Below are 24569 nucleotides of genomic sequence, written 5' to 3'. Positions count from 1 at the left end.
TTTATATCTTGAACAGCGCCAGCTTATCCTTCAGATTTCCGGAAACGCTTTCCAGGTTGGTCGACAGCGTTACAAGCTGATCACTTACGTTCTGCTGCTCGCTGCTGAGTGAAGCCACCTCTTCCGAAGTCGCGGATGATTCCTCCGCTACGGCGCTGACATTGCCCATCGCCTCCGACAGCTCGATCTGCGCATCCTTCAGGCTGCCGATCGACTCTGTGACCGATTGCAGACTGGACACAAAGCTGTCCATCTGCCCGCGAACCGATACAAAAATATCTCCGGTACTCTTGACGGAGCTCATCTGCTCGGCGAACAGTGGCGTCACCTCGGAAAGCACGTTCACCGTCTCATTCATTTCGTTCATAATCTTATCGGTGATGCCCGCTACCAAAGCAATGGATTCCCTGGTCTGATCCGCCAGTCCGCGAATCTCGTCAGCTACCACCATGAAGCCCCGTCCGGCCTCTCCCGCCCGCGCCGCTTCAATCGTTGCGTTTAGCGATAAAATATTCGTCTGCTGTGTAATATTTTTCATGACATCGAGCACCTTTAACACGGACATAGCCGTTTCTTTCAGATTGTCCACTTTCTCCACGAGCGCTTTGGTCATTTCGCCGGTGCGGCCGGTCTGCTTCATCAACTCTTCAAGCTGCTCCGCGCCCCTGCTGCTCGACTCACCCACGATCCGCGCCGCTTTATCCATTTCCTTGTTGGCAAGGACGACGTGCTCCATCTGGCGGGATAATACGGCGGTGAGATCATTGCCTTTTTCAGCTTCTATTGCCAAGCTGCCGGCGCCTCCCGCGATTTCTTCGGTAGCGGTCGCAATGTCCCTGGCGGAATCCGCCGTCTTGCGGGATGCTTCCCCGAGCTCGCCAGCCGTCTCCAGCACATCATGGGCCGTTTCCGTCGTCTGGGAGACCAGTTCCGTAATGCGTTCCATCATCAAATTAAATGAAGCCGACAACTGTCCGATCTCATCCGAGGAAGTATATGGTGTGCGAACCGTCAAATCTCCCTTGGCGCCTACACCCATCAGATCCTTAAGCCGTGCGAGCGGGCGGGCAATCATGCGCACCATCCATACGCCAAGCAGCAGCGCCAGCAGAGCGGCCGCACCGGCGGCGAGATAAGTGGTGATGAGAATCGGCTTCGCGTCCTTCACAAGCTCGTTGGTCGGGATGATGCCCGCAAGCTTCCAGTCGGCTTTCGTAAGCGGACTGAAGACGGCCAACAGGCCATGGCTGCCGGCGTCACTGGCCTCTATGCTTTTGTTATTGGCTTTGCTGTCCTTAATAAATGCATACTGTGACGCTTTTCCGTCCTCCTCTTTGACCGAGGAAGCAATAACGGTCCCTTCCGGAGAAACAAGCTGAACATGCGAGCCGTCTCCCAGCTTTACGCTTTGGAAAGCGTCTTCAAATAAATCCTTTTTAAGCTCGATCAGAATAACGTAACCCGCCTGGCCATTCATATCCTTGATTCTTCGGACGACAGCGACATTGGTGCTGTCCTTCACGCCGACATTCATCGGGAACCAGTAAAATTGCTGACTGGCGGATTCTTTGGCAAACCACGGTTGATAGCTGTCGGTATTGGCAACCGCTTGCTTATACCAGTCCCCATCCCGTATGTCGTTCTTGACCAGATCTCGATTTCCGCTTGAGATAATCTGCAGTTTTTCGTTATCCGGAATCAGGGAAAAGCTTACAATATTAGAATCCGAGGTCGTCTGGTTGCTCAGCTTTTTGCCTATATCATCGATTGCCACAAACTGCTCATAATTAGATGAAGCGTTTTCAAGATTGGCAAGCTGCTCCTGAATTTGCGGATCGAAGAACACCTGCAATGCCAGCGTCTCATACTGGTTCAAAATAATATCAAGCTTCTCGGCATTTTGGATAATCGTCTGGCGGTTGGCTTCGGAAACGTTATCCTTAATGGTGTTCCTGGCCTTGGTATAAGACATTAGTCCCAGACCCAGCACCACGACGACGATGGACGATAAAAAAATTAGAAACAGCTTTACCCCGACCGACTTGGCGGGATTTGCCTTTCTGAATTGCTGTGCAGTTCTTTTCAGCCATTGTTTCAAATCTGTCTTCGCTGACTCCGTCCTGTGCCGCACGGATTCGCTGCTGACCGTCTGACCTGCTTTTAACCGTTCTTTACGCCCATTTCTCTTTCTCTCCCGTTGAGGAGCTCCCATTCAGATCACCTGCCTGATGAATTTGCAAACCGTTATGTAAGCGATATCTTTTATATCGGCAGGCTGGCGGAAATATCTTATACCTGTTCCAATTTTTTTATGTCTTTAGTCCTAATGCTCATAGGGCGGCAAAAAAAACGGGCGGTGCCCCTGATTCCAGGAACACGCCCGATTCACCCGTATAAACGCGGCCAAAGCTTATTTCTTTTTCCGCATCATATCAAAATAAGCCACCGGCTGTTCAACCTTCATCCGAATATGCTGCAAGGGATGGCGCGCTGCATCGAGTCGAACGCCCTGCTCATCCTGAAGCTCGCCCACAATCTGCTTGAACGGAAGGCGGTCCGGTCCGAAGAACTCTACCTCCTGGCCGGGTTTGAAGTGATTGCGCTGCTGAATCAGCGCCATACCCGTCTCCGCGTCATAGTCCAGCACGAGGCCGGCAAAATCATACGGCGCGGCTTTTTCTTCCGGCTCGTAAATATGATCCTCATGATCCGGCGTATCGTAGAAAAATCCCGTGTTCAGCGGACGGTTGGCCGCTTTGTTCAGCTCGTCCAGCCACTCCTGCTTCAGCTCGTAATGCTCGGGATCGGCCATGTAGGCGTCGATTGCCTTGCGGTAAGCATTGACCACAGTAGCAACATAGTGGATCGACTTCATCCGTCCCTCAATTTTAAAACTATCTATGCCGGCCTCGATCAAGTCGGGAATGCTCTCCAGCATGCAGAGATCCTTGGCGCCCATCGAGAACGGATTGTCCTCCGGCTGATGCAGCGGAAGCTGTGTAACGCCGAGCTGCAGACGCTGCGGAGACTCTCCGGCACGTTGCTCCTCGGAGAACCAGACTTCCCCTGGACGGGCATCCTCGAACAAATCATACTTCCATCGGCATGACTGGCAGCATCCCCCCCGGTTCGAATCGCGATCCGTAAAGTGGTTGGACAGCACGCAGCGGCCGGAATACGAAGAGCACATCGCTCCATGGATAAAAGCTTCGATTTCGATATCAACATGCTCCTTGATCTCCGCTATCTCCTGAAGGCTCGTTTCGCGGCCCAATACGACGCGCGGCAGCCCCTCTTCCTTCCAGAAGGATACGGCCTGCCAGTTCAGCGTCGACTGCTGGGTGCTGAGGTGCACCTCAAGACCCGGGACAGTCCGCAGGGCGATGTCCACAATCGCAGGGTCCGCCACAATAATCGCGGCGATGCCGACCTCGTACAAATTGCGCAGGTACTCCTCGATCCCGGCGATATCTTCATTATGGGCGTAAATATTGGTTGCCACAAATACTTTGGCGCCGTATTTCTTGGCGAATTCCACGCCTTCGCGCATTTCCTCAAAGCTGAAGTTGTCCGCATTTGAGCGCAGGCCGTATTTCTGCCCGCCGATATATACCGCATCCGCGCCATAATGCACGGCGAATTTCAATTTTTCCAAATTTCCAGCTGGAGCCAGGAGCTCCGGTTTGTCCAAGCGATAACGCTTGCCTTTATATTGCGGCTTGGCCACAGTGTTCATACCTCTTCTCCCCTCCTCTTCATTCTAAGAAAGAATTTCTTCCAAGTTAATAAACCTGCTCTTTATAAAAGAAACCGAAGGTCAGCTCCCGCTCCGGGTCCTGCAGCGCCCGTACGGTATCCAGCCACTCCTCTTGAAACGCGTAACCCGCAGGGTCAGCGGCATACGCGTCGATCGCCTGTCGGTAAGCCTTGACTGCCGCAACGTTGTAAGCGGTCGGCTTGAGCAGCCCTTCAATTTTGAAGCTGTGAACCCCCGCCTCCATCAGTATATGCAGATCTTCCAGAATGCAAAGATCATCCGAGCTCATGATATGGGTGCCGTTCACGTCTTCATAGATCGGGAATTTCTCATCGGGACGCTCCGCCTCGACGAGAAACAAGCCGCGTTCTTTGCCCAGGCTTCCGTCACTGATCGGACGCCCCTGATGAGCCATATAGCTCTCCACCAGCTTACGCTTGGAGTGATAAATATTAGTCATCCCATGTACTTGAACCTGGGCCTCCACTTCAAGCTTCGGCACCATTTCCGTGATCTCGTCCATATTCAGTTCCCGGGCCAGAACGACGCGGGAAGCGCCTTTGCGCCCCCAATAATTGGCCGTCGCGAAATTGGTGGACGTCATCTCCGCGTTCCAGTGAAGCTTAAGGCCGGGCGCTTCACTCCGCGCCGCGGCCAGTACGGCCGGATCGCCGAACTCGGCGGCATCCACGCCGATCTCCGCAATGGCCTTGATATAGGCCGGAAGCTCATCCAGCAGCCGGTTCGGCATCAGTCCTCCGAGCCCGGCATATACTTTGCGGCCGCGTTCATGGGCCATTGCCACTACCGCCGCCGTATTCTCCAGACTGAAATGTCCGGCCAGCCGCATGCCGAACCGGTCGTCGCCGATCAATAGCGCATCGGCTCCGGCATCCAGCAGCGCGGCCGCTTCCGTAAGGGAAGCAGCCGTCGCCAGCAGCTCCGGTTTGCTCTTCATCATGTACCCTCCTGTGGGCGCATCCGGCACAATCAGGTACCGGACGGCATCTTAATTATAACGAATGACTGCACCATTTTTTCTAAAATAAGAAAGGATAAGGACGGCTTATTTCGCTGCTTCTTGGCTTTTTTTGATATTGGCTAAATGCTCCTTGTACGTCTTGGCGAATAAATGGGCCTGGCTTCCGTCCTTCTTCGTAACGTAATAATAATAATCCGAGGCCTCCGGCTCAAGCGCCGCCTTAATGGAGGCTAGACCCGGGCTGCAGATCGGTCCCGGCGGCAGGCCGGTATTCCGGTACGTATTGTAAGGGCTCTTGATTTCGAGATCCTTATACAGCAGTCTTTCCTTAGGCTGGGCAAACAGATACTGGACGGTAGCGTCAATCTCAAGCTTTTGTCCTTTATTGAGCCTGTTGTAGATGACTCCGGCCACAAGCGGACGCTCGCTGTCCACAACGACTTCACGCTCCACCAGGGAAGCAACGGTCAGCAGTTCATGCAGGGTTAGTCCGCGCGCTTTAAGACGAGTCTGCCAATCAGGGATGCTGTCCAGCTTCTTTTGCAGCTCCTCCATCATCTTCTCGACAATTTGCTGCGGCGTGCTGTCTTTGACCAGCTCATACGTCTCCGGAAACATATAGCCCTCCAGCCGGTGACGGATATCTTTTTCCTGCGGAATGCTTAAGATGTCTGTCTCCTTCAGTTCCGCCCCCGTATCCATCAGCGACAAAAAAAGAGAGGCGTCCTTGCCCCAAGCCTGAGCCAGCCTGTCCGCAATCTGCTTCGCCGTATACCCTTCAGGAATGGTAAAGACGACGGTTTCCTTCTTCACTACATCTCCCGCATTCAAGCGGGTGATCAGATTGTCATAAGTTGCGCCGGGAGCGGCGCTGTAAGTTCCTGCCTTGAACTGTGATCCTTCGTTCGTCCACTTCAAATAGCCTTTAAACAAAAGAGCGCTGCGGATAATCCCCTTACTCTCCAAAAGGTCGGCAATTTCCGAGCTGCCCATGCCTTTTTCAATGGTAATGTTTACTGCGGGCCCTGACGGTTCCACCGGTTTCATACCATTCCATATATACCAAATTCCTGCACCCGCCATAGCGATAAGCAGCAGCAGGACAATCAACAGATTGCGGATGACGGACTTCAAACATTCTCCTCACTTTCCGACTATAAATATAAAATTGTATTCATTTAAATTCAATAGATATTTTGAAAATCACTTATTTTTTCAAGCAAAAAGAGCGCGGAATGCTCCGCCCTCCCCTGCTTGTGGCTGCGTTCAACCGGCCCGAGGGCCGAAAGCGGCTAGCCGTATATGCTTACACTTCGTCGTCCGGAAAGGTCAGCTCATCATACAGCTCCGAGATATCTTCCCATTCGTCGTCGTCTTCAATACTCTCCAGCTCTGGCGGACCGTCCGGGGAAATAACGATGCGCAGGATTTCCCGCTCCCCGTCCTTCTCCGAATCTTGCAGTACCGCGTAGCTGCGGCCCTGCACTTCAAATTCGGCGATGATTTCGTACACGGAAGCCTTACCGTTCTCGTCTTCCAGTTCCACGGCTTCTCCATAGGCGTCTTTCAGCCTGGAGGTCCATACCGCTTGGCCGGCAGAAAACTCAGTCATTCCCCGCTCCTCCGTCCAGCTCGTCAACCAGAGTGTTAAAGGTCTCTTCGACAATCGCCCACTCTTCATCATCTTCGATCATGAACAGCTGCAGATCGTCTCCGTCCTCTTCATAGCGGAATGCGTATACCTCGTCGGCTTCTTCGTCCTCGGAATCGAGCGGCACCACCATCATATACTTGGAATCGGAGCCGTCGACCTCAAACTTCATGATAACCTCGAATTCCTCTTCGTTGCCTTCATCATCGGGAATATAAATAATCTCCGGTTCCTCATCCATGCCGATCTGCTCGTTTGCCATGTGTGCGCACCCCTCACCTTTTACTGTTAGCATCCAAAAAATTTTGCAAAATCAGAACCGCGGCCATTTTATCCACAATTCCTTTGCGTTTCTTGCGGCTGACATCGCCTTCAATCAGCACCCGCTCAGCGGATACCGTCGTCAGGCGTTCATCCCAAAGGTGTACGGGCAAACTCAGCGTCTCCCGCAGCTGGTCTGCAAATTCAATGCAAATCTCGCCGCGGGGGCCCACTGTGCCGTTCATATTCTTGGGCAGGCCGACTACAATCTCGGATACTTCGTATTCCTCGATCAAGCGACGGATTCGCTCCATCTCACTCCCGTCCCGGCGGCGCTCGATGGTCTCCAGTCCTTGAGCGGTCCAGCCAAAAGCATCGCTTACGGCTGCGCCGATCCGGCGATCCCCGTAATCCAGACCGAGTTTCCTCATTTGACCTTATCCGCCGGCTGATTGGCAAGGTAGAACCGGACCAGTTCCTCAATCAGCTCGTCACGTTCTTTCCTCCGGACCAAACTTCTCGCATTGTTGTGGCGCGGGATGTAAGCCGGATCACCGGAAAGAAGATAACCTACAATCTGGTTGATCGGATTATAATCCTTCTCCACCAGGGCGTTGTGAACGGTAAGCAGGATCTCGCGGGGAGATGCCTCTTTCTCGTCGCCCTTCACATTGAATTTGACCGTTTTGTCCATGGAGTCCATCTGTGACACCTTCCTTCTGCGCAGTCGATGCTTGACGGGGCCTTCGCAAAGTTGCTGCATTACTATATTTGTATCTCACCCCATCATAACATATTCACGGTCAAACAAGAAAATCCTGCCGGAATATAGCGCTTTTTTTGGGATTATGCTCATGATAAAACAAAACCAAAGGATAGTGTGCAGAGAAGGCGCGAAAAAGCGCAGGGCCTGTCCGCTTAAGGGCGGCAAAGTCCCAGGGTAACCCCTTGCACAGCCGATTGAGCCACGGATTGGAGCGCCACATGCAAGCTGCTCCGATCCATGGCTCACGGCAGGAGCCTTGGCTGTTGCCTGCCGGAACCCAAGCGGCGGCCTGCTGCTGGCTAAGCGCTCGCGAGAGATATTCTCCTTCGCGGCGGATTCCAGGCTGAAATTACTGAGGGACCGCTCTGCTTAACCGGCTGATCAGCCCTGGGCTGCTACCAGCTCTTCCGCCTTCGCCAGCGCGGCCTGAAGCTTGGAGGCATCCTTGCCGCCGGCCTGCGCCATATCTGGGCGGCCGCCCCCGCCGCCGCCGCATACCGCGGCGACTTCCTTCACCAGCTTGCCGGCATGATAGCCCTGCTTCACCAGCGCCTGTGGAACCGCGACGACAAAGTTCACTTTGTCGTCCGTGGCAGCGCCCAGCACGATGACCGCCTCCGGCAGCTTCGCCTTCAGCTCGTCGGCCATCGACCGCAGCGCATCCATGCTGCCGGCCTGTACGGAAGCCGTCAGCACTTGCACGCCGCTGCCGACCGTCTTCACGCTGCTCGTCAGCTCGGCCGCGGCCGTAGCGCTGAGTTTGGACTGCAGCGACTCATTCTCGCGCGCAAGCTCGCGAACCTGGCCGCTCAAAGCCTCGATGCGCTTCGGCACGTCCGGAAGCGATGATTTCAGCAGCGCCGCCGCCTGCTTCAGCACGTCGAGCTGGCTCTCCGTGTACTGGTAAGCGTAACGGCCGGTCACCGCTTCGATCCGGCGCACGCCGGAGCCGATGCCGCTCTCGCTGACCAGCTTGAAAATGCCGATCTGCGAAGTATTGCTTACATGGCAGCCGCCGCACAGCTCAAGGCTGTAATCGCCTATCTGCACAACGCGGACGATATCGCCGTACTTCTCACCGAAGAGCGCCATCGCGCCCATCGCTTTGGCTTCATCGATCGGTTTGTTTTCGATTACAACGTCTAGTCCGCGCCAGATCTGCTCATTGACCTTATGCTCAATTTCCGTCAGCTCTTCCGGCGTAATCGCGCCGAAATGCGAGAAGTCGAAGCGCAGACGCTGCCCTTCCACAAGCGACCCCGCCTGGTTGACGTGGCTGCCAAGTACTTCCTTCAATGCTTTGTGCAGCAGGTGGGTTGCCGTGTGGTTCTTCACGACATCCTCGCGTTCCGAACGGTTCACTTCCGCGCGGACCGTATCGCCCACTTTCAGCTCACCGGATTCAACTGTCACCAGATGAACATGCTGGCCGCGCGGCGCCTTGAAGAGTCCGTTCACCTTGGCTGTAACCGAACCGCTAGTCAGTACACCATGATCGCTTACTTGGCCGCCGCTTTCGGCATAGAATGGCGTCGACTCCAGAATAACCTGCGCTTCAGCGCCTTCGCGGGCGATGTCCACCAGCTCGTCGCCGACGACAATCGCGGCGATTTTCGTTTCGGCTACGAGGTCATTATATCCAACAAACTGGCTTTTAACCGTCAATTCGGACAACGCGCCGCCCTGCACCTTCATGCTGCCGCTGTCGTGGCGGGCCGCTCTTGCCCGGTCTCGCTGCTCCTGCATCGCCGCGTCGAACCCTTCGCGGTCGACTTTCAGCCCCTGCTCGGCAGCGTAGTCTTCCGTCAGGTCGAATGGGAAGCCATAGGTGTCATACAACTTGAACGCATCCGCTCCGCTGATCACGTCCACACCGTCCGCCTTCGCCCGGTCGCTGATTTCGCCGAGGATCGCCAGGCCGTCGGACAGCGTTTCATGGAAGCGTTCTTCCTCCGTACGAATGATTTTGGCAATATATTCGCGGTTCTCCACCACAGTCGGATAGTAGACGCCCATAATGTCGCCCACAACGGTCGTCAGCTCATACATGAACGGACGGTCCAGACCCAGCGTCTTGCCGTAGCGCACCGCGCGGCGCAGCAGACGGCGGATAATATAGCCGCGTCCTTCATTGGAAGGCAGCACGCCGTCGCCTACCGCGAAAGTTACGGTACGGATATGGTCGGCGATGACTTTCAGCGCAATATCCTGCTCCAGGTTATCCTTGTAGTTTACGCCTGCAAGCTTGGCGGTCGTTTGAATGATCGGCTGGAACAGGTCGGTGTCGAAGTTCGAATCCACGTCCTGGAGGATCGAAGCGAAACGCTCAAGACCCGCGCCGGTATCGATGTTCTTGTTCGGAAGCGGCGTATAGCTGCCGTCCTTGTTATGATTGAACTGCGAGAAGACCAGATTCCACACTTCAAGGTAGCGTTCGTTCTCGCCGCCCGGATACATTTCCGGGTCCGACATGTCGCTGCCATAGGCTTCGCCGCGGTCGTAGAAAATTTCCGTACAAGGTCCGCAAGGCCCTTCGCCGATATCCCAGAAGTTGTCTTCCAGCTTGATGATGCGCTCTGCAGGCAGTCCGATTTTTTCATTCCAGAACTTGAACGCTTCTTCATCCTCGGGATAGACGGTAACCGCCAGCCGGTCCGGATCGAAGCCGATCCATTCCTTGCCCGTCAGGAATTCCCAGGCCCAAGTAATCGCTTCTTCCTTGAAGTAGTCGCCGATGGAGAAATTGCCCAGCATTTCAAAAAACGTATGGTGCCGGCGAGTCTTGCCGACGTTCTCAATGTCGTTCGTGCGGATACATTTCTGCGAGTTGGCGAGACGCGGATTCTCCGGCTTCACGCGTCCGTCGAAATAAGCTTTAAGCGGCGCCATGCCCGCATTGATCCACAAGAGCGAGGGGTCGTTATGAGGGACGAGCGAAGCGCTGGGCTCGATTTTATGGCCTTTGCCTGCAAAAAACTCCAGCCATTTGGAACGGATTTCACTTGCTTTCATCTAAATACAGCTCCCGTCAATTTAAAATAGAACAAAAAAACGCCCCTGAATAATTCAGGGACGATTGATATCGCGGTACCACCCTGGTTATCGCCCATTAGCGTCTTTGGCATCTTGTAAAGATGCTTCAGACACGCTGATAGCGAGCGATCGCCTTGTTACGGTCGTTAACGGAACCATCCGGCGGGCTTGTACCCGCACTCCGAAATCAGCTTTCCGCCGGCCCGTCTTCCGGATTCTCGCAGCCGCTTGCGTCACTCGCAAGGGAATCCGTTCTCTGGTGAAGCCTAGTTTCCGGCGTACTTCATTTCATCACTGTATTCATAGCTATGAGGTTAACGCATTTTAACATCATAAGTATATCTATGCCATTCGTTCCTGTCAATTGCCTTGTTACAGCACCGCTGAAGAACCTCCGTCGATATTTACGGACGTTCCGGTAACGTAGGACGCCGCATCGGATACCAGGAACGCAATTACATTAGCCGCTTCTTCCGCATCGCCGATTCTCCCCAGAGGAATGCCGTGGAGCGGATCGGCCGAGAACTCCTCCCAACTCAGATCAGGAGCGGCCTGCTTCCATTTCCGCTCAATCTGGTCGCTTCGGATGAGACCGATGCATACCGCATTGACGCGAATGCCCGCTCCGGCCAAATCCTTGCTCATCGCCTTAGTTAGCGCAAGGCCTGCTGCCCGGCTTACGGACGTTGGCAGGGAAGCGGCGGACGGAGCCTTGCCCTTAACGGCAGTGACGTTGACGACGGCTCCACCGCCCGCCTTCCGCATATACGGTATCGCCGCCCGCGCGCAGTGCACCGCGCCTAGCAGCTTCAGATCGAGGTCGGCATCCCATGACTCCGCAGTCACTTCCTCGAACGGCTTGGCGGCGGAGGTTCCGGCATTATTGATCAGAATATCGACTCCTCCGAAATGCTCGCCAGCCGTCTCGACCGCCCGCCGGGCACCCTCCTCCGATGAGATATCCGCCTGAATGACCAGCGGCTTCTTGCCTGTCACTTCATATATATGGCGAGCGGCTGCCTGAAGGGGCTCTGGCGTTCGGGCGATAATCGCCACTTCCGCACCTTCACCGGCCAGAACGATTGCCGTAGCCAGGCCGATTCCTTTGCTGCCGCCGGTTATAATCGCCTTTTTCCCTTTCAAACCCAGATCCATAGTATAACTCCTCCCTAAGCGGCGGTTCGGTACCGTCCTGCTAAAATTTCTCATATGTACATTATACATATTCATAGCCTATATACATACTGCGGCTGACAGTCTGACCCCACTTCACATTCTTAAAACATATCTTTACATTAATCGCAAACAGGCGTATAATCTCTAATTGTTCGAGCAAAACATTCCCTATAAAATCCATTAACGAGACGTGGCTCAGCTTGGTAGAGCGCTTGCTTCGGGAGCAAGAGGTCGCAGGTTCAAATCCTGTCGTCTCGACCATACAAAAATGATGAAACCCTTGATAATCAAGGGTTTTTTTGTTTGGGGATTTTTGAGGTCTCACTAATTTGATGAATATCTAATATGGCCTTTAAATGGAATTTATATAAATTTTAAAACCAGGACAAATTAATTTCGATTTCAAATCGTGATCAGGAGGCTTGAAAATGTCAAATGGATATTCATTACACATCGGTTTAAATGCTGTAGATCCCACACACTATGCAGGATGGGATGGTAAATTAAAGGGTTGCGAAAATGATGCAAAAGCTATGATGGCTATTGCTCAATATAGAAATTACAACAACTCGACTTTGCTATTAACCCAACAAGCAACCATACAGAATGTAACAAATGAAATTAAAAAAGCGGCAGAAAAATTAAAGAGTGGTGATGTCTTTTTCCTATCTTACTCCGGACATGGGGGAAGCGTGGCAGACACAAATAATGATGAATTAGATAAGAAAGATGAAACATGGTGCCTGTATGATGGACAATTCCTGGACGATGAACTTTACGATTTGTGGTTTCAATTCAAAGAAAATGTCAAAATAATTGTTTTATCAGATTCTTGTCATAGTGGAACAGTTTTAAGAGCTCGTTTTTACGGACTTAGTTCCACATCAAATCAAAACAACAAAACCTACAGATTTATGCCACTCGAAATTGTTGATAAAGTGTTTGCACAAAATCGAGAATTTTATATGAATAAAAAGCGTAAAAATAATGAGCATGATTTATCAGGCTTAAAAAGCTCTATAAAATTAATTTCTGGATGTCAGGATAATCAGTATTCACAAGACGGTGAAGTTAATGGATTGTTTACAGAGAAATTATTAAAAGTATGGAATGATGGTCAATTCAGTGGAAATTACTTGAGTTTCTACAAGTCAATTACCCTTCAAATGCCGCCTGACCAAACGCCTAATTACTATAACATTGGTGTGACAAATGACGTATTCGACAATCAGTCTCCATTTTCAATCAATAATATACGTTCAAACGAAGAACATAAAAAGGAAATAAGTTTCGTTTAACTATAAATACAGGGGGACCGCTATCCGTCCCCCTGTTCCAGCCTTATAGTTTTTTTTCGTCAACCAGTTCTTCTAACGCCCCTGCTCACTCTTCATAATAATTTATTCCACAATCAAGTCCGTAACCTCGCGTCTCATGCTGAGCGGGGTATCTTGTGTCGGCTTGCCTACGCGGATCAGGAACTGGATCGTTTCACCTGCCGGAGCATACTCCTTGTGAATTTTACTATAGGGCTCCCGCATTTCAGGATACTCCTCTAATACCTGGCTCAGCGGCTGCATCACAAGTCCTTCCTCATGCGCGGTAAGTATGAGCCGGCTGTATAACATGCCCGCCTTGACCTGGCTCGTTCGGCTGTTGTCCTTGCTGAAGACCAAGACATATGCCGGAGTATGGTCGACCGCGGTCTGGGTTGCTTGGACAGCCAGCTTGGTCGCTGCCTCCTCATTATTAAAAGATGGAATAATCGTGATCATTCCTTGCAGCAGATGCTTTTTCAATCCGGTGGTTCCTTGGCCTTCAAAAGAAAATCCATAGCGATATTTATTCTTCTGATATTCATTGGCACGGAAGATGCCGGCTGACTCGTCATTCATTCGCTTCAGACCGGTTTCAATGTCCGTGCCCTCTACACCATAGGCTCCCAGCTTCTCGATATTTACCTTGTCGTTCAGAACGGTTAAGGTCAGACCTTCCCAGGTGTTGGTCTTTTGCAGCCCCAGGATTTGCTCTGGAGTCAAAGCATCCGGCTGATAGGCCATTCTGTTCGTATCTGGTAAAAACATGAATTCGTATAGCGGGTTTGCTTGCGGCTGAACCTTCGATAACGTAATTTGCGCCACCGGCTTCTGGTCCATGCTCTCGCTTAACTTCTGTTCATCATACTCCCCGTCCGGAAAAAGCTTGATCTCCGTCTCATACCCCAGGTGTTCTCCGGCAACCCGCATGTATTCCAAAAAGGTACCTTGAGAGACCAGCGTTTGCCGGGCCAAGGGGTCCGATTCCAACGCCAGCCGCTCGTTGTCGGTGTAAAGATACAGCATCAGCGGATTTTGCTTATCTAGGCGGATCTTCCATGGCTGCATGTTATGCCCGTTCGCGGCCAATAAGCCATGAGCAACCAATTGCACCCGCGGGTCCTCAATTTGTTCCGCATAATCCCGTTTCCAAGGGTCCAAATACTTGGCCTTCTTCAACGCGCCGCTGGCTGTGAACAAGGCCCCGGCAAGTACGGCGAGCAGAACAACTACAGATAGGATAACAATCTTTGTTATTTTGTAACGCTTGCTCATATCCTCTTCCTTTTATACCTCTATTTTTTTGAGCCCCGCCTTAACTGCCGGTTCCTTATGCGGAGCGATAACCGTTTTAAACGCCTCGACCTCTTCCTCAAATGACACCTTATAGGTCTCATTGGCGAACGGGTATGTCGGCAAAAGGATTTTTCTCTCATGGGAACTAAACAGTCCAGCCGGGTCAAAAGGAACTCCTAGAACATACAGCTTGGCCATCCCCCGCAGCATGTTCTCCACTGCATCTACATCCATAGAGAGGTTAACGGCTTGGACTTCATTGCTATTGCTAATAGGCAGGTTAATAAAGTGGCTTCCGGGGTAGAGCAGCACATCTCCCGCACTCAAAGCTTCTTTATAGTCCTTTTCCTCCAATTTGCGGCCAAAAGCTTCCGTAACAAACGGCCACAGTCCGCCCGTGAGATGCCGGTTAATTGCCCCTGAAGGTGTGATAACAGGACACTTCACAAGCTCTTCGCCACCGGATGGAGTCTCACTTGGCTGCTCTTTTCCGTCCCGGATGAATAATGCGGCCTGCCGCAGTGAAAGTTGACCCGTTAGGACTAGTGCCGCGAGGATGCCCGTACCTTCAGCCAGGATACCCGCAGGACGAATACCTAAATCTATCAGCAGGCTGCCAACCGCATATTGCACGGCAAAGCGTTCAATCCCCTCGCCTCCATCACCCGATTCTTGCTTCGCCTTCCGATAGGCAGAGCCAAAGCCTGGGAAACGTGCACTGAGCGCTTCCAGTTCTATGCCGCTCACTGTCTTCTTGCCGTCCAGCATGAGATGGACCGGGGTAGACCTGTTCGGGTTGGAGCGTCCTCTGCTGATCTCCGTGAAGGTCTCACCGTTCTCCACTGCGGAGAGAATGCTGGCCAAATGCTCTTTGGATTTAATGACTGCCGCCGCTTTAAAGGACAGCTCTTTCTGTGAGAGATTCATAGTATGGCAGACAGATGCGGCGCTAAGATCGGTCTGCTCCGCAAGATGCGCTCTGAGCTCTCCCGCAACTTGTCTGATGCCCTGTTCATTTCTGCCTGTAAGCAGCAGCAGGTGCGGCCCGTTGTCCGACGAGGCCGGGACAGATACCGGAACCGGCGGCGCCTGCTCCAGAATGACATGGGCATTGGTTCCTCCAAATCCGAAGGCATTCACACTGGCCCGGAGCGGAGCGGTTCCTTCCGCCTTCCATGGTCTTGGGTGCTTATCGACAACATAGAACGGGGAATGCTCAAAATCAATATTCGGATTTGGCTGCTCATAATTCACCGTATGCGGCAGAGTCTCATTCTTCAAAGCAAGAACTACCTTGATCAAACTCGTCACACCCGCGGCGGAGAGCATATGCCCAACGGAGGATTTGACCGAGCCGATTCCGCAGAATTGTTTCTTGGCCGTAAAGGTGTTGAACGCCTGGGTCATTCCCTCAATTTCAATGGGATCACCCAGCGGAGTGGCTGTGCCGTGCGTCTCAATATAGGAAATCGTTTCAGGATGAATTCCCGTACGGAGAAAAGCTTCCCGGATCACCTCGGCCTGGCCTTGCGGCCTTGGCGCCGTAATTCCCTGGGAGCGGCCGTCATTGTTAATGGCCGAGCCCTTTATCACCGCATGGATGTGATCGCCATCCCTTAGCGCTGCTTTAAGCGGCTTCAGCAGCACAGCGCCCGCCCCTTCACCCAGTACCATCCCATTTGCCCTTTTGTCGAACGGATAGCAAACTCCAGTCGGCGACAGCGCGGTTACCCGGCTTAGGGAAACGAACGGCGTCGGGCTTAAGTTCAGATTCACGCCGCCGGCAATCGCCATTTCCGATTGGCCGGTCCGCAGGCTCTCGCAGGCCATGTGGATCGCCACCAGAGAAGAGGAGCAGGCGGAATTCACAATCAGGCTGGGGCCTGTAAGATTCAAGCAGTGGCTTACCCGTGCCGCAACCTCATTAAGGCCATTGCCGGCAACGGCATCGGGGACTAGACGGGCCGGCTCCAGCACACCGGATATTCCGGCGAGAATCTCCCGGCGATCATCGGGATGCATCCGGCTGAAGGCCGGGCTGTCCGCCAAGCGGTTTTTAATCAGCATATAGGAGCGGTAATTGGCAAAGTGCTCCATGTAGGTGTTCTGCTCGCAGCCTACAAATACCCCTATTTTACGGGTGCGGTATTTTCCGCCATACCCCCCCTGCTGCAAGGCTTCCCAGGCAATCTGCAGGAAGATTCTTTGCTGGGGATCGGCGGCTTCCGCTTCCTTGGGCGACATTCCAAAAAATAACGGATCAAAGTCATAAGGAGCATCAATAAAGCCTCCCAGACTGGAATAAGTAGTGTGAAGCATATTCCCGTCCGTATTTACATGCTCATCATTGGACCATCTTCCGGCAGCCACTTCGCGAATAGCGCTTCTGCCGGTACTCAGCAGCTCCCAATATTCCTCCTGGTTATTCGCTCCCGGTATGCGCAGGCCCATTCCGATGATAGCGATATCTTGCAGCTCTTCTTCCTTCCAGCTTTCCTTAGCTTCGCTGGCCCCTTCCTGAACAGTCACTTCCGCAGGGTCCATCGTCAGTATCTCTTCAATGTGCGCAGATAGGGCTTCCGGCGTCTGATATTCAAAAATAAGCGTCGGATACAGCTCAGTGTTCAATCTGCTGCCAAGCTCGGCAATAACCTTGGTCGCTCCTACAGAATCAAGTCCAAGCTCCATGAAATTCATGCCTACCTCCAAGCTGCGGACCGAAATCTGCAACTGCTCGGCAATGGCTTGGTACACGATCTCTCTGATTTCTCTCGCTGAACGATAGACGGAAGCCTGGCGGCGAGGACCGGCCGCTACCGAAGTCCGCTCCGTTTTCGGCGCTGTGAAAGGCTTCTTCTCTTCGGCCTTCAGCAGATCCAGAATATGAATGATATCAGGCCCGTTAGAAGCCAGGGCTCTCAGGAATGCGGCGGCGGCTTCCTCATGGGCAAGCGGCTTTAACCCCTGTGCCCTGAGTGTAAGCTGAACGAGATCTCCAAACTCCGTTCCCGCTCCCGTATCTTTCCAGAGGGAGTAGTTGATCGATAAGGAACGCCCCGGAGCATTGTCATTCGCCCGATAGTAGCTATAACCGTTTAAGAACGCGTTGGCCGCAGCATAATCTCCAAGTCCGGAGGCCCATGCTTTGCGGGAGGCCGAAACGGAAGACAATGTCACGAAGAAGCGCAGCGGCTCATGCCGGGTTACCAGATCGGTAATGACCGTACCGTTTAATTTCGGAGCCAGCATTTTGTCAATATCGCTAAGACTTCGGGTCAAAAGCTTATGCGGAGCGTATTCCAGCTGACCTGCAGCATGGATAACGCCGTGCAGGGAACCATAGACGGCATGGATTTTGCCCAGCAGATCCTCCATTTGCGCTTGATCGGTTACATCAACGGCCGCATACATCACCTTTGCTCCCAGCTCTTCCAGCCCCTGAATGAGCTCGTGGTCCGGCGGAAGCTGCCTTCTGCCGGTAAGCACCACATTTATCCGCGCCTGCCGGGCAAGCGCTGCGGCAATCCGGCTACCGACCAGCCCTGTGCCTCCGGTAATCAGATAGGTTTCGCCATCGTGCAGTTCAATGCTCTCTCTGTCCGCTTGTGCGGACATTTTCTCCAAGGCGCGCACATAGCGTACTCCGCCGCGGATAGCAGCGATTGACTCCGTATCCGCCTGCTGTTTCATCGCATTCGATAAGGCTGCTGCAAAATCCCGGTCTAACGGATATTCATCCCCGTCCATGTCAATCACCGAGACGCGGATTCCTTCATTCTCAAGATCAATCACCTGGCCCAGCGTTACGGCTGCCGCTTGTACTGGATTGCCCGCTCCCTGATCCTCTTCCAGCATAAAAGCTTTGTTGGTTACCATCACAAGCTGTACATTGCTCAGCTCATGGCGGACAATCGCTTGGCTCAAGTGAAACAGGCTATAGAAACTTTCGTTCAAGACGCTGCTGTCATTTAAAAGCGCGCTGGCTGGATGCTTGTCCTGTGAATAGTTCGATAAATGGACCACAGCCGCTAAGGTTCCCGGAACTTGCTGCAGCAAAGCGCTATAATCCTCCGCCTCGTCCACCCGGACTGTAAAGCTGCGCTCTCCATCGTAATGCAGCTTATCGCCGAAGCTCAGATAGTAGACAGGGTTTCGTTCAGGGTCCAGCAAGCGCTCCAGTTCCCTGCCGATGTCCGGGCTAACATTCCATACCAGCACTGCCCCTTCAGGCAGTCGGTAGTCATCGGCGAGGGTTTCGGGCTTCCACACCCATTCATGGAGCAAACTGCGGCCGTATGCAGCATGCGAGTGTCCGGACGATTCTCCGAAATCAGGCTTGAACGTTTTACGCTCAAAAGGATAGGCCGGCAGCGCCACTTTATGGTAGGGATTGCCTTGCTCCATAGCCGTCCAATTTATCTTGGCTCCGAGGGAATACAATTGACCGAGCATGCCAAGCCAAGTGTCCCAGTTATCTTTCTTGCGGCTAAGCGTATGGAGCACCTGCGGTTTGCCAGGGTGCCGCAATCCCCCGGCCATCCCTGCAAGGATGGCGTCCGGTCCGCATTCGACCAGAATCGAGACATCCTGATTTAGAGCATAAGTGATGCTTTGCTCAAATTTGACGGCATCCAGAATATGCTGCATCCAATACTCCGCAGTAAGCGGCCCTTCGATCACTTCGGCGGTCACATTGGAAATGACCGGAATCAGCGGAGCGTGGAATTCCGTTATCTCCAGTTCCTTCTTGAACGCCTCCAGCATCGGCTTCATCAGCGGAGTGTGGAAGGCCTGGGAAACGTTCAGCTTTTTCGCCCCGATTCCCTGCTGCTGCAGCACGGATAAAAATTCTTCGAGCGCCTCCACTGTTCCCGATACAACTTGATGTGTGACATTGTAACCGGCAATCCACAAGGACTCTGCGAATGGTTGCAGCAAGGCTTCAAGCGCTGCGCCGGAAGTAAATACAGCGGCCATCGCTCCTGCTGCCGGCAGTTCGCTCATTAATCTGCCTCTGGCGGATACTAGCCTTGCCGCATCTGCAAGACTTACAATCCCCGCCAGGCAAGCGGCTGCCCATTCCCCGATACTATGTCCGAGCAAGTAAGCGGGCTGTATGCCCAAATCCAGCAGCAGCCTGCCAAATGAATAGTCCATTGTAAAGACTGCCGGCTGAGTGATGTTGGTCTGGGCAAGAGAGTTGCCATCGGCATCCTCGCCATAAATCAGGTCTGTCAGCTTCACGCCCAGATGCGGATAAAACGCGTCAGAGCATTCATCCACATGTTTCCGGAAGGCGGGAAGCTGATCGTACAAAGCTCGGCCCATACCCGCATACTGCGACCCTTGTCCAGTAAACATCAGGGCAATTTTGGGCGAGATTAAAGCGCGTGCCGATTCCGGCTCGCTGGTTCTCAGTTTCTTGGTAAGATCCTGGGCCGAGTCCGTTACGGCATAGAAGCGGTGCTGCAGCGCGGTACGCGTAACATTTTCCGTATAGCAAATGTCTCCGAGCGAGTACTCCCCTTGCTGTTCAAGGAATGCTGCCAGATCAGCCATTTTATGCTCTAGTGCAGCATGGGTATGAGCGGACAGCCCAATGACATGCTTCGGCCGTTCCGGATGGGACTCGCTGCTTGACGGACCGCTCTGCGGCGCTTCCTCGACAACCATATGGCTGTTGGTTCCGCCAAATCCGAACGAATTGATCGCCGCCCGTCTGGCTGCACCTTCGCTTACCTGCCATTCTTTGGCTTCAGAGAGCAGGTAGAACGGCGTCTTCTCGAATTTCAGCATCGGATTCGGAGTGGACACATTCATCTGCGGAGGCATGGTCTTGTTGCGCAGCGCCATGACGATTTTGATAAAGCTGGCGATACCGGCCGCGCCCAGAAGATGACCGATATTGGACTTTACCGAGCCAATGGCAATCGATTGCTTCGGCAGCCCCCAACGCTTGAAGGCATTGTCGAGCGCTCTAACTTCACTGGGATCACCGATTTTCGTGCCCGTTCCGTGAGCTTCCACATACTGAATATCCCCGGGACTGAGCTCATGCCGGACGTAGAGGGATTCGATTAATTCCCTTTGCCCATCAGGGTTCGGTGCCATCACGCCGATCGAGTGCCCGTCATTATTGATTCCGCTGGCTCTCAGCACCGCCAGCACCGGATCGCCGTCCTTGAGCGCTTGTTCAAGGGGCTTAAGCATTACCAGCCCGCCCCCTTCACCCGGCACAAAACCGTCCGCATCGGCATCAAAGACGCTGATGCGTCCGCTGGTGGATAAAGCGCCCGCGCTGCTGAAGTATTGATAAGAGGTAGGCGTCAGTAAGAGACTGATCCCCCCGGCAATAGCGGATTCACATTCCCCTCTGCGGATGGAATCGGCGGCCAGATGCAGCGTTACCAGCGACGAGGAGCAAGCGGTATCCACAGCCATGCTCGGACCTTTGAAGTTGAATTCCTGGGAGGTTCGGGCCGGAATCATGTTGATGATATTATCAACCAGAATGTTGGGATGCGCTTCTGTGAATCCCAGCTTCCGCTTCCATTCTTCCATGATTTGCTCCTGCTGCTCGGTACTGAGCATGGAGAAGCTGTCAAAGCTCTGCAGGTTCATTCGATTCAACGTATTCAGATGATATTCGAAGTAAGAGTTTCCTCCAGCGCCGACAAATAATCCGACGTTCTTCCCGCTCATCTGCTGCCGGGAATACCCTGCCCGTTCAATCAGCTCATATACAAGCTCCATCACCATTCGCTGCTGCGGGTCCATTACTGCCGCTTCTTCTTCAGAGATGCCAAACAGGCTGGCGTCGAAGCCATAGGGATTGTCAAGGAAACCTCCGGTACGGCAATAGGTCTTGCCGAATTCAGGGGCAGGACTGTAATAATCATCAATGTTCCAGTGATGCCGCGGTACTTCGCCGATGGAACTCTCTCCCCGCACCAGGTTATGCCAGAATTCTTCCGGACTTGAAGCCCCCGGGAATCGGCAGGCCATGGCAATCACGGCAATATCCCCATCACCCTCCTTCCCCTGCCCTGAAGAAGGCTGTGCCTTCTGTGCTTGGGATGGGCTGCCATTGGTATTAACCCAGTTTACAAGGTACTCATCCATCTCAAGGACGGTGCGGCACTTGATCAGCAGATCGTGGGTCAGCTCAATCTTAAGCTCATCCTCAAGGGCCCCTAGAATTTGCATCGCCTTAAGCGAGGTACCGCCTAAAGACAAGAAGGATTGATCGTAAGGTACAGTTTCAGCCGATCTTTCCAGAACGGCGGCCCATATCTCTCTAATCTTCTCCAGATACGTCCCGAAAGCGGCTGTGGGAACCGGCGTTCGCAGGGGCTCTACCGTTTTCTCTTCAGCCGAGAAATAAGCGGCAGGATAGGTTTTATCCTGAAATTCACCCTTTTTGAAGGATTCCACAAGCATGAACCGCTGCACTTTGCCGCTTGTGGTCTTGGGTATAGAACGTATGGACGATACATAGTCGACGGGAATGCCGATAACCTCGTTGATATGGCGCAAAAGTTTGGAATAGAGCGGCTTCGCGTCCTTCTCCTTCAGGCGCAGCGTCGAGAACAGCCCGACCTTTTCTTTTCCCTCATGTTCATCATGCCAGCCGCAGACGGCGATTTTTCCGGGTTCGATCTCATCCAGCTCTTCGATCACCGCTTCAATATCATGGGCGAAAAAGTTCTGGCCATTGACGAAAATAATGTCCTTGATTCTTCCGCTGACCGTTAATCGTCCGTTCAAAATAAAGCCGGTATCTCCGGTCTTGAGCCAACCGTCTTGAAATGACTTGGCCGTAGCCTCCGGGTTGTTGATATATCCGGAAGTGACATTCCGCCCGCGAATCTGAATTTCGCCCACCGTCCCTTCGGGAACGACAGCGCCGGATTCTTCCTCCACAATCCTGATTTCCATGCCAGTTACAGGGTAACCTTCATCAGCCATTAAAGAGGCCCGCTTTTCGGTTTCGGCGATTTCTTCAATCAACGATTCACTTACCAGCTTCTCACGGTTGACGGAATGGACTAGCGGCTCTTCGCCGACTTCGGGGAAACTTACCGCCAGGCAGGCTTCCGCCATTCCGTATACCGGATACATCGCATTTTTGCGCAGCCCGCTTTGCGCGAATTTGTCTATGAATTCCCGCATCGTCTTGACCGATATGGGCTCGGCGCCATTATAGAGCAGGCGCAGAGAGCTTAAATCCCAAGACTTTAGCTGCTCCTCCTTCACTCTGCCGTGAACCAGTCTAAGTCCGAAATTGGGGCATCCGGTAAAGGTGATCCGGTGCTTGTCAATCATATCGAGCCACATGGTTGGCCTTTTAACGAATTTCATGGGCGTCATATTGAACTGGTTAATTCCGCAAACCAAAGTGGAGAGGTGGAAGCCGATCAGCCCCATATCGTGGTGGTACGGCATCCAGCCGAGGGAACGGTCTTCATCCGTCATCCCCATGCTGGATATAATGGCTTCTAAATTTGTCAACAGGTTGTCATGGGTCAGAATGGTCCCCTTCGGTATATTGGTGCTTCCTGAGCTGAATTGGATAAGTGCGGGGGTATGAGCATCGGCCAACATAATAGTTCCAGCTTGTTGAACCAAATCCAGACTGGAGGCCTCGAGAATCTGCATGCCGCTGATGCCGAGCGTGGTTTCCATTTCTTCACGCGCCTCTACCAAACTGTGATCCGAGATGATCCGCGGACGCTCCAGCACTTCCCAAATCGCCTGCAGCTTGCTAAGCGAGGTATTGATCACCTTGGAAGAGGCCGGATAGGAAGCCGGAACAGGGATGATCCCCCCCAGGATACATGCCCAGAAGGTAAGAATGAACTCCCTGCTGTTCTCAAGCAAAATCAACGCAAACTGGCCCGGCTTAAAGCCTTCTTCCTGCAAGCCGCCCAGACGGCGGGTTGCCCCTTCAAGGAGCTCCAAATAGGAAAGAAAGACTTCCGAATTATCATTTTGCACAAATGTAATCCCTCTGTCCGGTTTGCCTGTCACTTGAGCCAGCGCATTGGCCAGATTGCCGAGTTCGGTATATTTGCCGGTTATGGACTTTCCTTTAATGATAGAAAGGTTGATTTCTTGCTTCTTCCTTTTAGAGCTGCTCACAATATTTCCTCCTTGGTTAGCCGTATTTTCGAACCTTTTCTTGTCATTGCCATATAGGTAAGGAATAAGCAGAACATCAGCAGACTGGCAGTGAATATATGCCCATTGCCCCATACATTCATGGCTACGGAGGAGAAGAACGGACCCGCCGCTGAACCGAAGCCGTAGAAGGTAGTAAATAAGGCATTTCCCGAAGACCTTTCGCCTGCCGATAAATCCTGAACCGCAAGCGCCATCGAGAGAGGATATAAGGGGCCGATCATGAACCCTGCGGCAAAGGAGAGCAGCAATTTAAGAGACATGCTGGCAGCGGTCACTATTCCCAAAACAGCAAATATTGAGATAAACACACATAAGGCCATACATTTCTTCCGTCCGATCCGGTCAGCCAGATAGGTTAGAGGAAGCAAGCCGATGATGCTGCCGACTGCAAAGATACTTAATCCATAGCCCGTCTGGGATACGGCGACATGCTCCCTGATCAAGTAGAGGGGATACAAGGAAACCACTATCGTTTCACTGAAGCCGTACACGAAAGCGCCGAACAGAGGCAGTGTAATTTTGGATATAACCTTTTCCCTGGCGCGTTCGGGAATGACCAATACATCTGCCAGTTTGAAATGAATAATTCCCGAGGCAAGAGCCAGGCATAGACTGCTGAATGCAAACGGCAGCCATGTCACATAACCATACACCTGCGGGGCCACCGCCGCACTGGCGATTAGTCCGAGGGCATAACATAAGCTGTAAATTCCGCTGACCATCCCCAGGCTTTTCTCATTGGAAAGATTATGAAGCGCCGTCTGAAGACCCACCATATTGCAGCTGATGCCGATCCCCATTAATGACATGAGCAGCAGCCAGGCCGCATTCACAGTAAATAGGGGAAAAAGGGCTGAGCATACCGCGGTCAGCAGCAGACCGGCCGTAATGACCGTCTTCACATTGCTCCCTCTCATCGTTCTGTCCACAAATACGGAGCCCAGAGCCATAAAGAAAAAATACGAGGAGGAAATGACTCCAATCCATATTTCCCCCCCATGGTTCGTAGTCATGTGCGTGGTAGATAGCGGGTTAATAACGCCCATGGAAGTGCCCACCAAGAGTGCAATGCCGTAAATAATGGCTCTCCCGTTGCCAAACAGGTCATGAAATTTGCCCGTCTTTTGCTCCATGTTCGCTATGCCCCT

At 52.8% G+C, this 24569-nt stretch carries 14 protein-coding genes and 1 tRNA gene; 2 read left to right on the top strand and 13 right to left on the bottom strand.

Features of this window, described 5'->3' with window-relative positions; translation table 11 throughout:
• Position 1 precedes the first annotated feature (1 nt).
• From KP014_RS11555 to KP014_RS11510, 10 genes are all read right to left on the bottom strand, one after another.
• Positions 2-2212 carry a methyl-accepting chemotaxis protein gene (locus tag KP014_RS11555; protein WP_036596898.1) on the bottom strand — a complete coding sequence of 737 codons (2211 nt, stop codon included), beginning with the start codon at positions 2210-2212 and terminating at the stop codon, positions 2-4.
• Between the two features lie 198 nt (positions 2213-2410).
• On the bottom strand, positions 2411-3736 hold the full coding sequence (locus KP014_RS11550) for a peptidase U32 family protein (RefSeq protein WP_036596897.1): 1326 nt from the start codon (positions 3734-3736) through the stop codon (positions 2411-2413).
• A 46-nt stretch (positions 3737-3782) separates the two neighbouring features.
• Positions 3783-4715: a peptidase U32 family protein gene (locus KP014_RS11545; protein ID WP_036596896.1), complete on the bottom strand. Its 933-nt coding sequence runs from the start codon at positions 4713-4715 to the stop codon at positions 3783-3785.
• A gap of 108 nt (positions 4716-4823) precedes the next feature.
• Entirely contained in the window at positions 4824-5873 is a 1050-nt protein-coding gene (gene mltG, locus KP014_RS11540) for an endolytic transglycosylase MltG (protein ID WP_246590705.1), read from the bottom strand.
• A gap of 172 nt (positions 5874-6045) precedes the next feature.
• Positions 6046-6351, bottom strand: a complete 306-nt coding sequence (locus KP014_RS11535) for a DUF1292 domain-containing protein (RefSeq protein ID WP_036596895.1) — start codon at positions 6349-6351, stop codon at positions 6046-6048.
• Positions 6344-6652 carry a DUF1292 domain-containing protein gene (locus KP014_RS11530; protein ID WP_036596894.1) on the bottom strand — a complete coding sequence of 103 codons (309 nt, stop codon included), beginning with the start codon at positions 6650-6652 and terminating at the stop codon, positions 6344-6346. The genes KP014_RS11535 and KP014_RS11530 overlap by 8 nt, the downstream gene beginning before the upstream one ends.
• A 13-nt stretch (positions 6653-6665) precedes the next feature.
• Positions 6666-7082: a Holliday junction resolvase RuvX gene (gene ruvX / locus KP014_RS11525; RefSeq protein WP_036596893.1), complete on the bottom strand. Its 417-nt coding sequence runs from the start codon at positions 7080-7082 to the stop codon at positions 6666-6668.
• A complete protein-coding gene (locus KP014_RS11520; RefSeq protein ID WP_025688687.1) occupies positions 7079-7354 on the bottom strand; it encodes an IreB family regulatory phosphoprotein in 276 nt (91 codons plus the stop codon). The genes ruvX and KP014_RS11520 overlap by 4 nt, the downstream gene beginning before the upstream one ends.
• A gap of 444 nt (positions 7355-7798) precedes the next feature.
• A complete protein-coding gene (gene alaS, locus KP014_RS11515; protein WP_090834078.1) occupies positions 7799-10429 on the bottom strand; it encodes an alanine--tRNA ligase in 2631 nt (876 codons plus the stop codon).
• A gap of 393 nt (positions 10430-10822) precedes the next feature.
• A complete protein-coding gene (locus KP014_RS11510; protein WP_036592063.1) occupies positions 10823-11605 on the bottom strand; it encodes an SDR family NAD(P)-dependent oxidoreductase in 783 nt (260 codons plus the stop codon).
• Positions 11606-11810: 205 nt separating this feature from the next.
• Between KP014_RS11510 and KP014_RS11505 the strand changes: the two genes are divergently transcribed.
• Together KP014_RS11505 and KP014_RS11500 are read left to right on the top strand one after the other, a co-directional pair.
• Positions 11811-11887 (top strand) — tRNA-Pro (locus tag KP014_RS11505).
• 167 nt (positions 11888-12054) lie between these two features.
• Entirely contained in the window at positions 12055-12924 is an 870-nt protein-coding gene (locus KP014_RS11500) for a caspase family protein (RefSeq protein ID WP_051499669.1), read from the top strand.
• 102 nt (positions 12925-13026) lie between these two features.
• Here KP014_RS11500 and KP014_RS11495 read toward each other — a convergent pair whose 3' ends face one another.
• The 3 genes from KP014_RS11495 to KP014_RS11485 are packed head-to-tail and all read right to left on the bottom strand — an operon-like array spanning position 13027 to position 24554.
• On the bottom strand, positions 13027-14217 hold the full coding sequence (locus tag KP014_RS11495; RefSeq protein ID WP_036592061.1) for an Acg family FMN-binding oxidoreductase: 1191 nt from the start codon (positions 14215-14217) through the stop codon (positions 13027-13029).
• A 12-nt stretch (positions 14218-14229) separates the two neighbouring features.
• Entirely contained in the window at positions 14230-23379 is a 9150-nt protein-coding gene (locus tag KP014_RS11490) for a type I polyketide synthase (RefSeq protein ID WP_036592059.1), read from the bottom strand.
• Complete coding sequence (locus KP014_RS11485; protein ID WP_036592057.1) at positions 23376-24554, bottom strand: MFS transporter; 1179 nt, start codon at positions 24552-24554, stop codon at positions 23376-23378. Before KP014_RS11485 ends, KP014_RS11490 begins: the two co-directional genes overlap by 4 nt.
• Between the last annotated feature and the right edge of the window lie 15 nt (positions 24555-24569).

Origin of the sequence: Paenibacillus sophorae (assembly GCF_018966525.1) — a bacterium.
Lineage (GTDB): Bacteria > Bacillota > Bacilli > Paenibacillales > Paenibacillaceae > Paenibacillus_AQ > Paenibacillus_AQ sophorae.
The sequence above is the reverse complement of the archived record's forward strand: the minus strand, read 5'-3'. Positions and strand labels throughout refer to the sequence as shown.

Bases quoted from the DNA above. Each gene is read 5' to 3' on its own strand.
- KP014_RS11535 (WP_036596895.1), bottom strand. From the start codon at position 6,351: ATGACTGAGTTTTCTGCCGGCCAAGCGGTATGGACCTCCAGGCTGAAA.
- KP014_RS11485 (WP_036592057.1), bottom strand. From the start codon at position 24,554: ATGGAGCAAAAGACGGGCAAATTTCATGACCTGTTTGGCAACGGGAGA.
- KP014_RS11550 (WP_036596897.1), bottom strand. From the start codon at position 3,736: ATGAACACTGTGGCCAAGCCGCAATATAAAGGCAAGCGTTATCGCTTG.
- KP014_RS11500 (WP_051499669.1), top strand. From the start codon at position 12,055: ATGTCAAATGGATATTCATTACACATCGGTTTAAATGCTGTAGATCCC.
- KP014_RS11530 (WP_036596894.1), bottom strand. From the start codon at position 6,652: ATGGCAAACGAGCAGATCGGCATGGATGAGGAACCGGAGATTATTTAT.
- KP014_RS11510 (WP_036592063.1), bottom strand. From the start codon at position 11,605: ATGGATCTGGGTTTGAAAGGGAAAAAGGCGATTATAACCGGCGGCAGC.
- KP014_RS11545 (WP_036596896.1), bottom strand. From the start codon at position 4,715: ATGAAGAGCAAACCGGAGCTGCTGGCGACGGCTGCTTCCCTTACGGAA.
- KP014_RS11555 (WP_036596898.1), bottom strand. From the start codon at position 2,212: ATGGGAGCTCCTCAACGGGAGAGAAAGAGAAATGGGCGTAAAGAACGG.
- KP014_RS11495 (WP_036592061.1), bottom strand. From the start codon at position 14,217: ATGAGCAAGCGTTACAAAATAACAAAGATTGTTATCCTATCTGTAGTT.
- KP014_RS11520 (WP_025688687.1), bottom strand. From the start codon at position 7,354: ATGGACTCCATGGACAAAACGGTCAAATTCAATGTGAAGGGCGACGAG.
- alaS (WP_090834078.1), bottom strand. From the start codon at position 10,429: ATGAAAGCAAGTGAAATCCGTTCCAAATGGCTGGAGTTTTTTGCAGGC.
- ruvX (WP_036596893.1), bottom strand. From the start codon at position 7,082: ATGAGGAAACTCGGTCTGGATTACGGGGATCGCCGGATCGGCGCAGCC.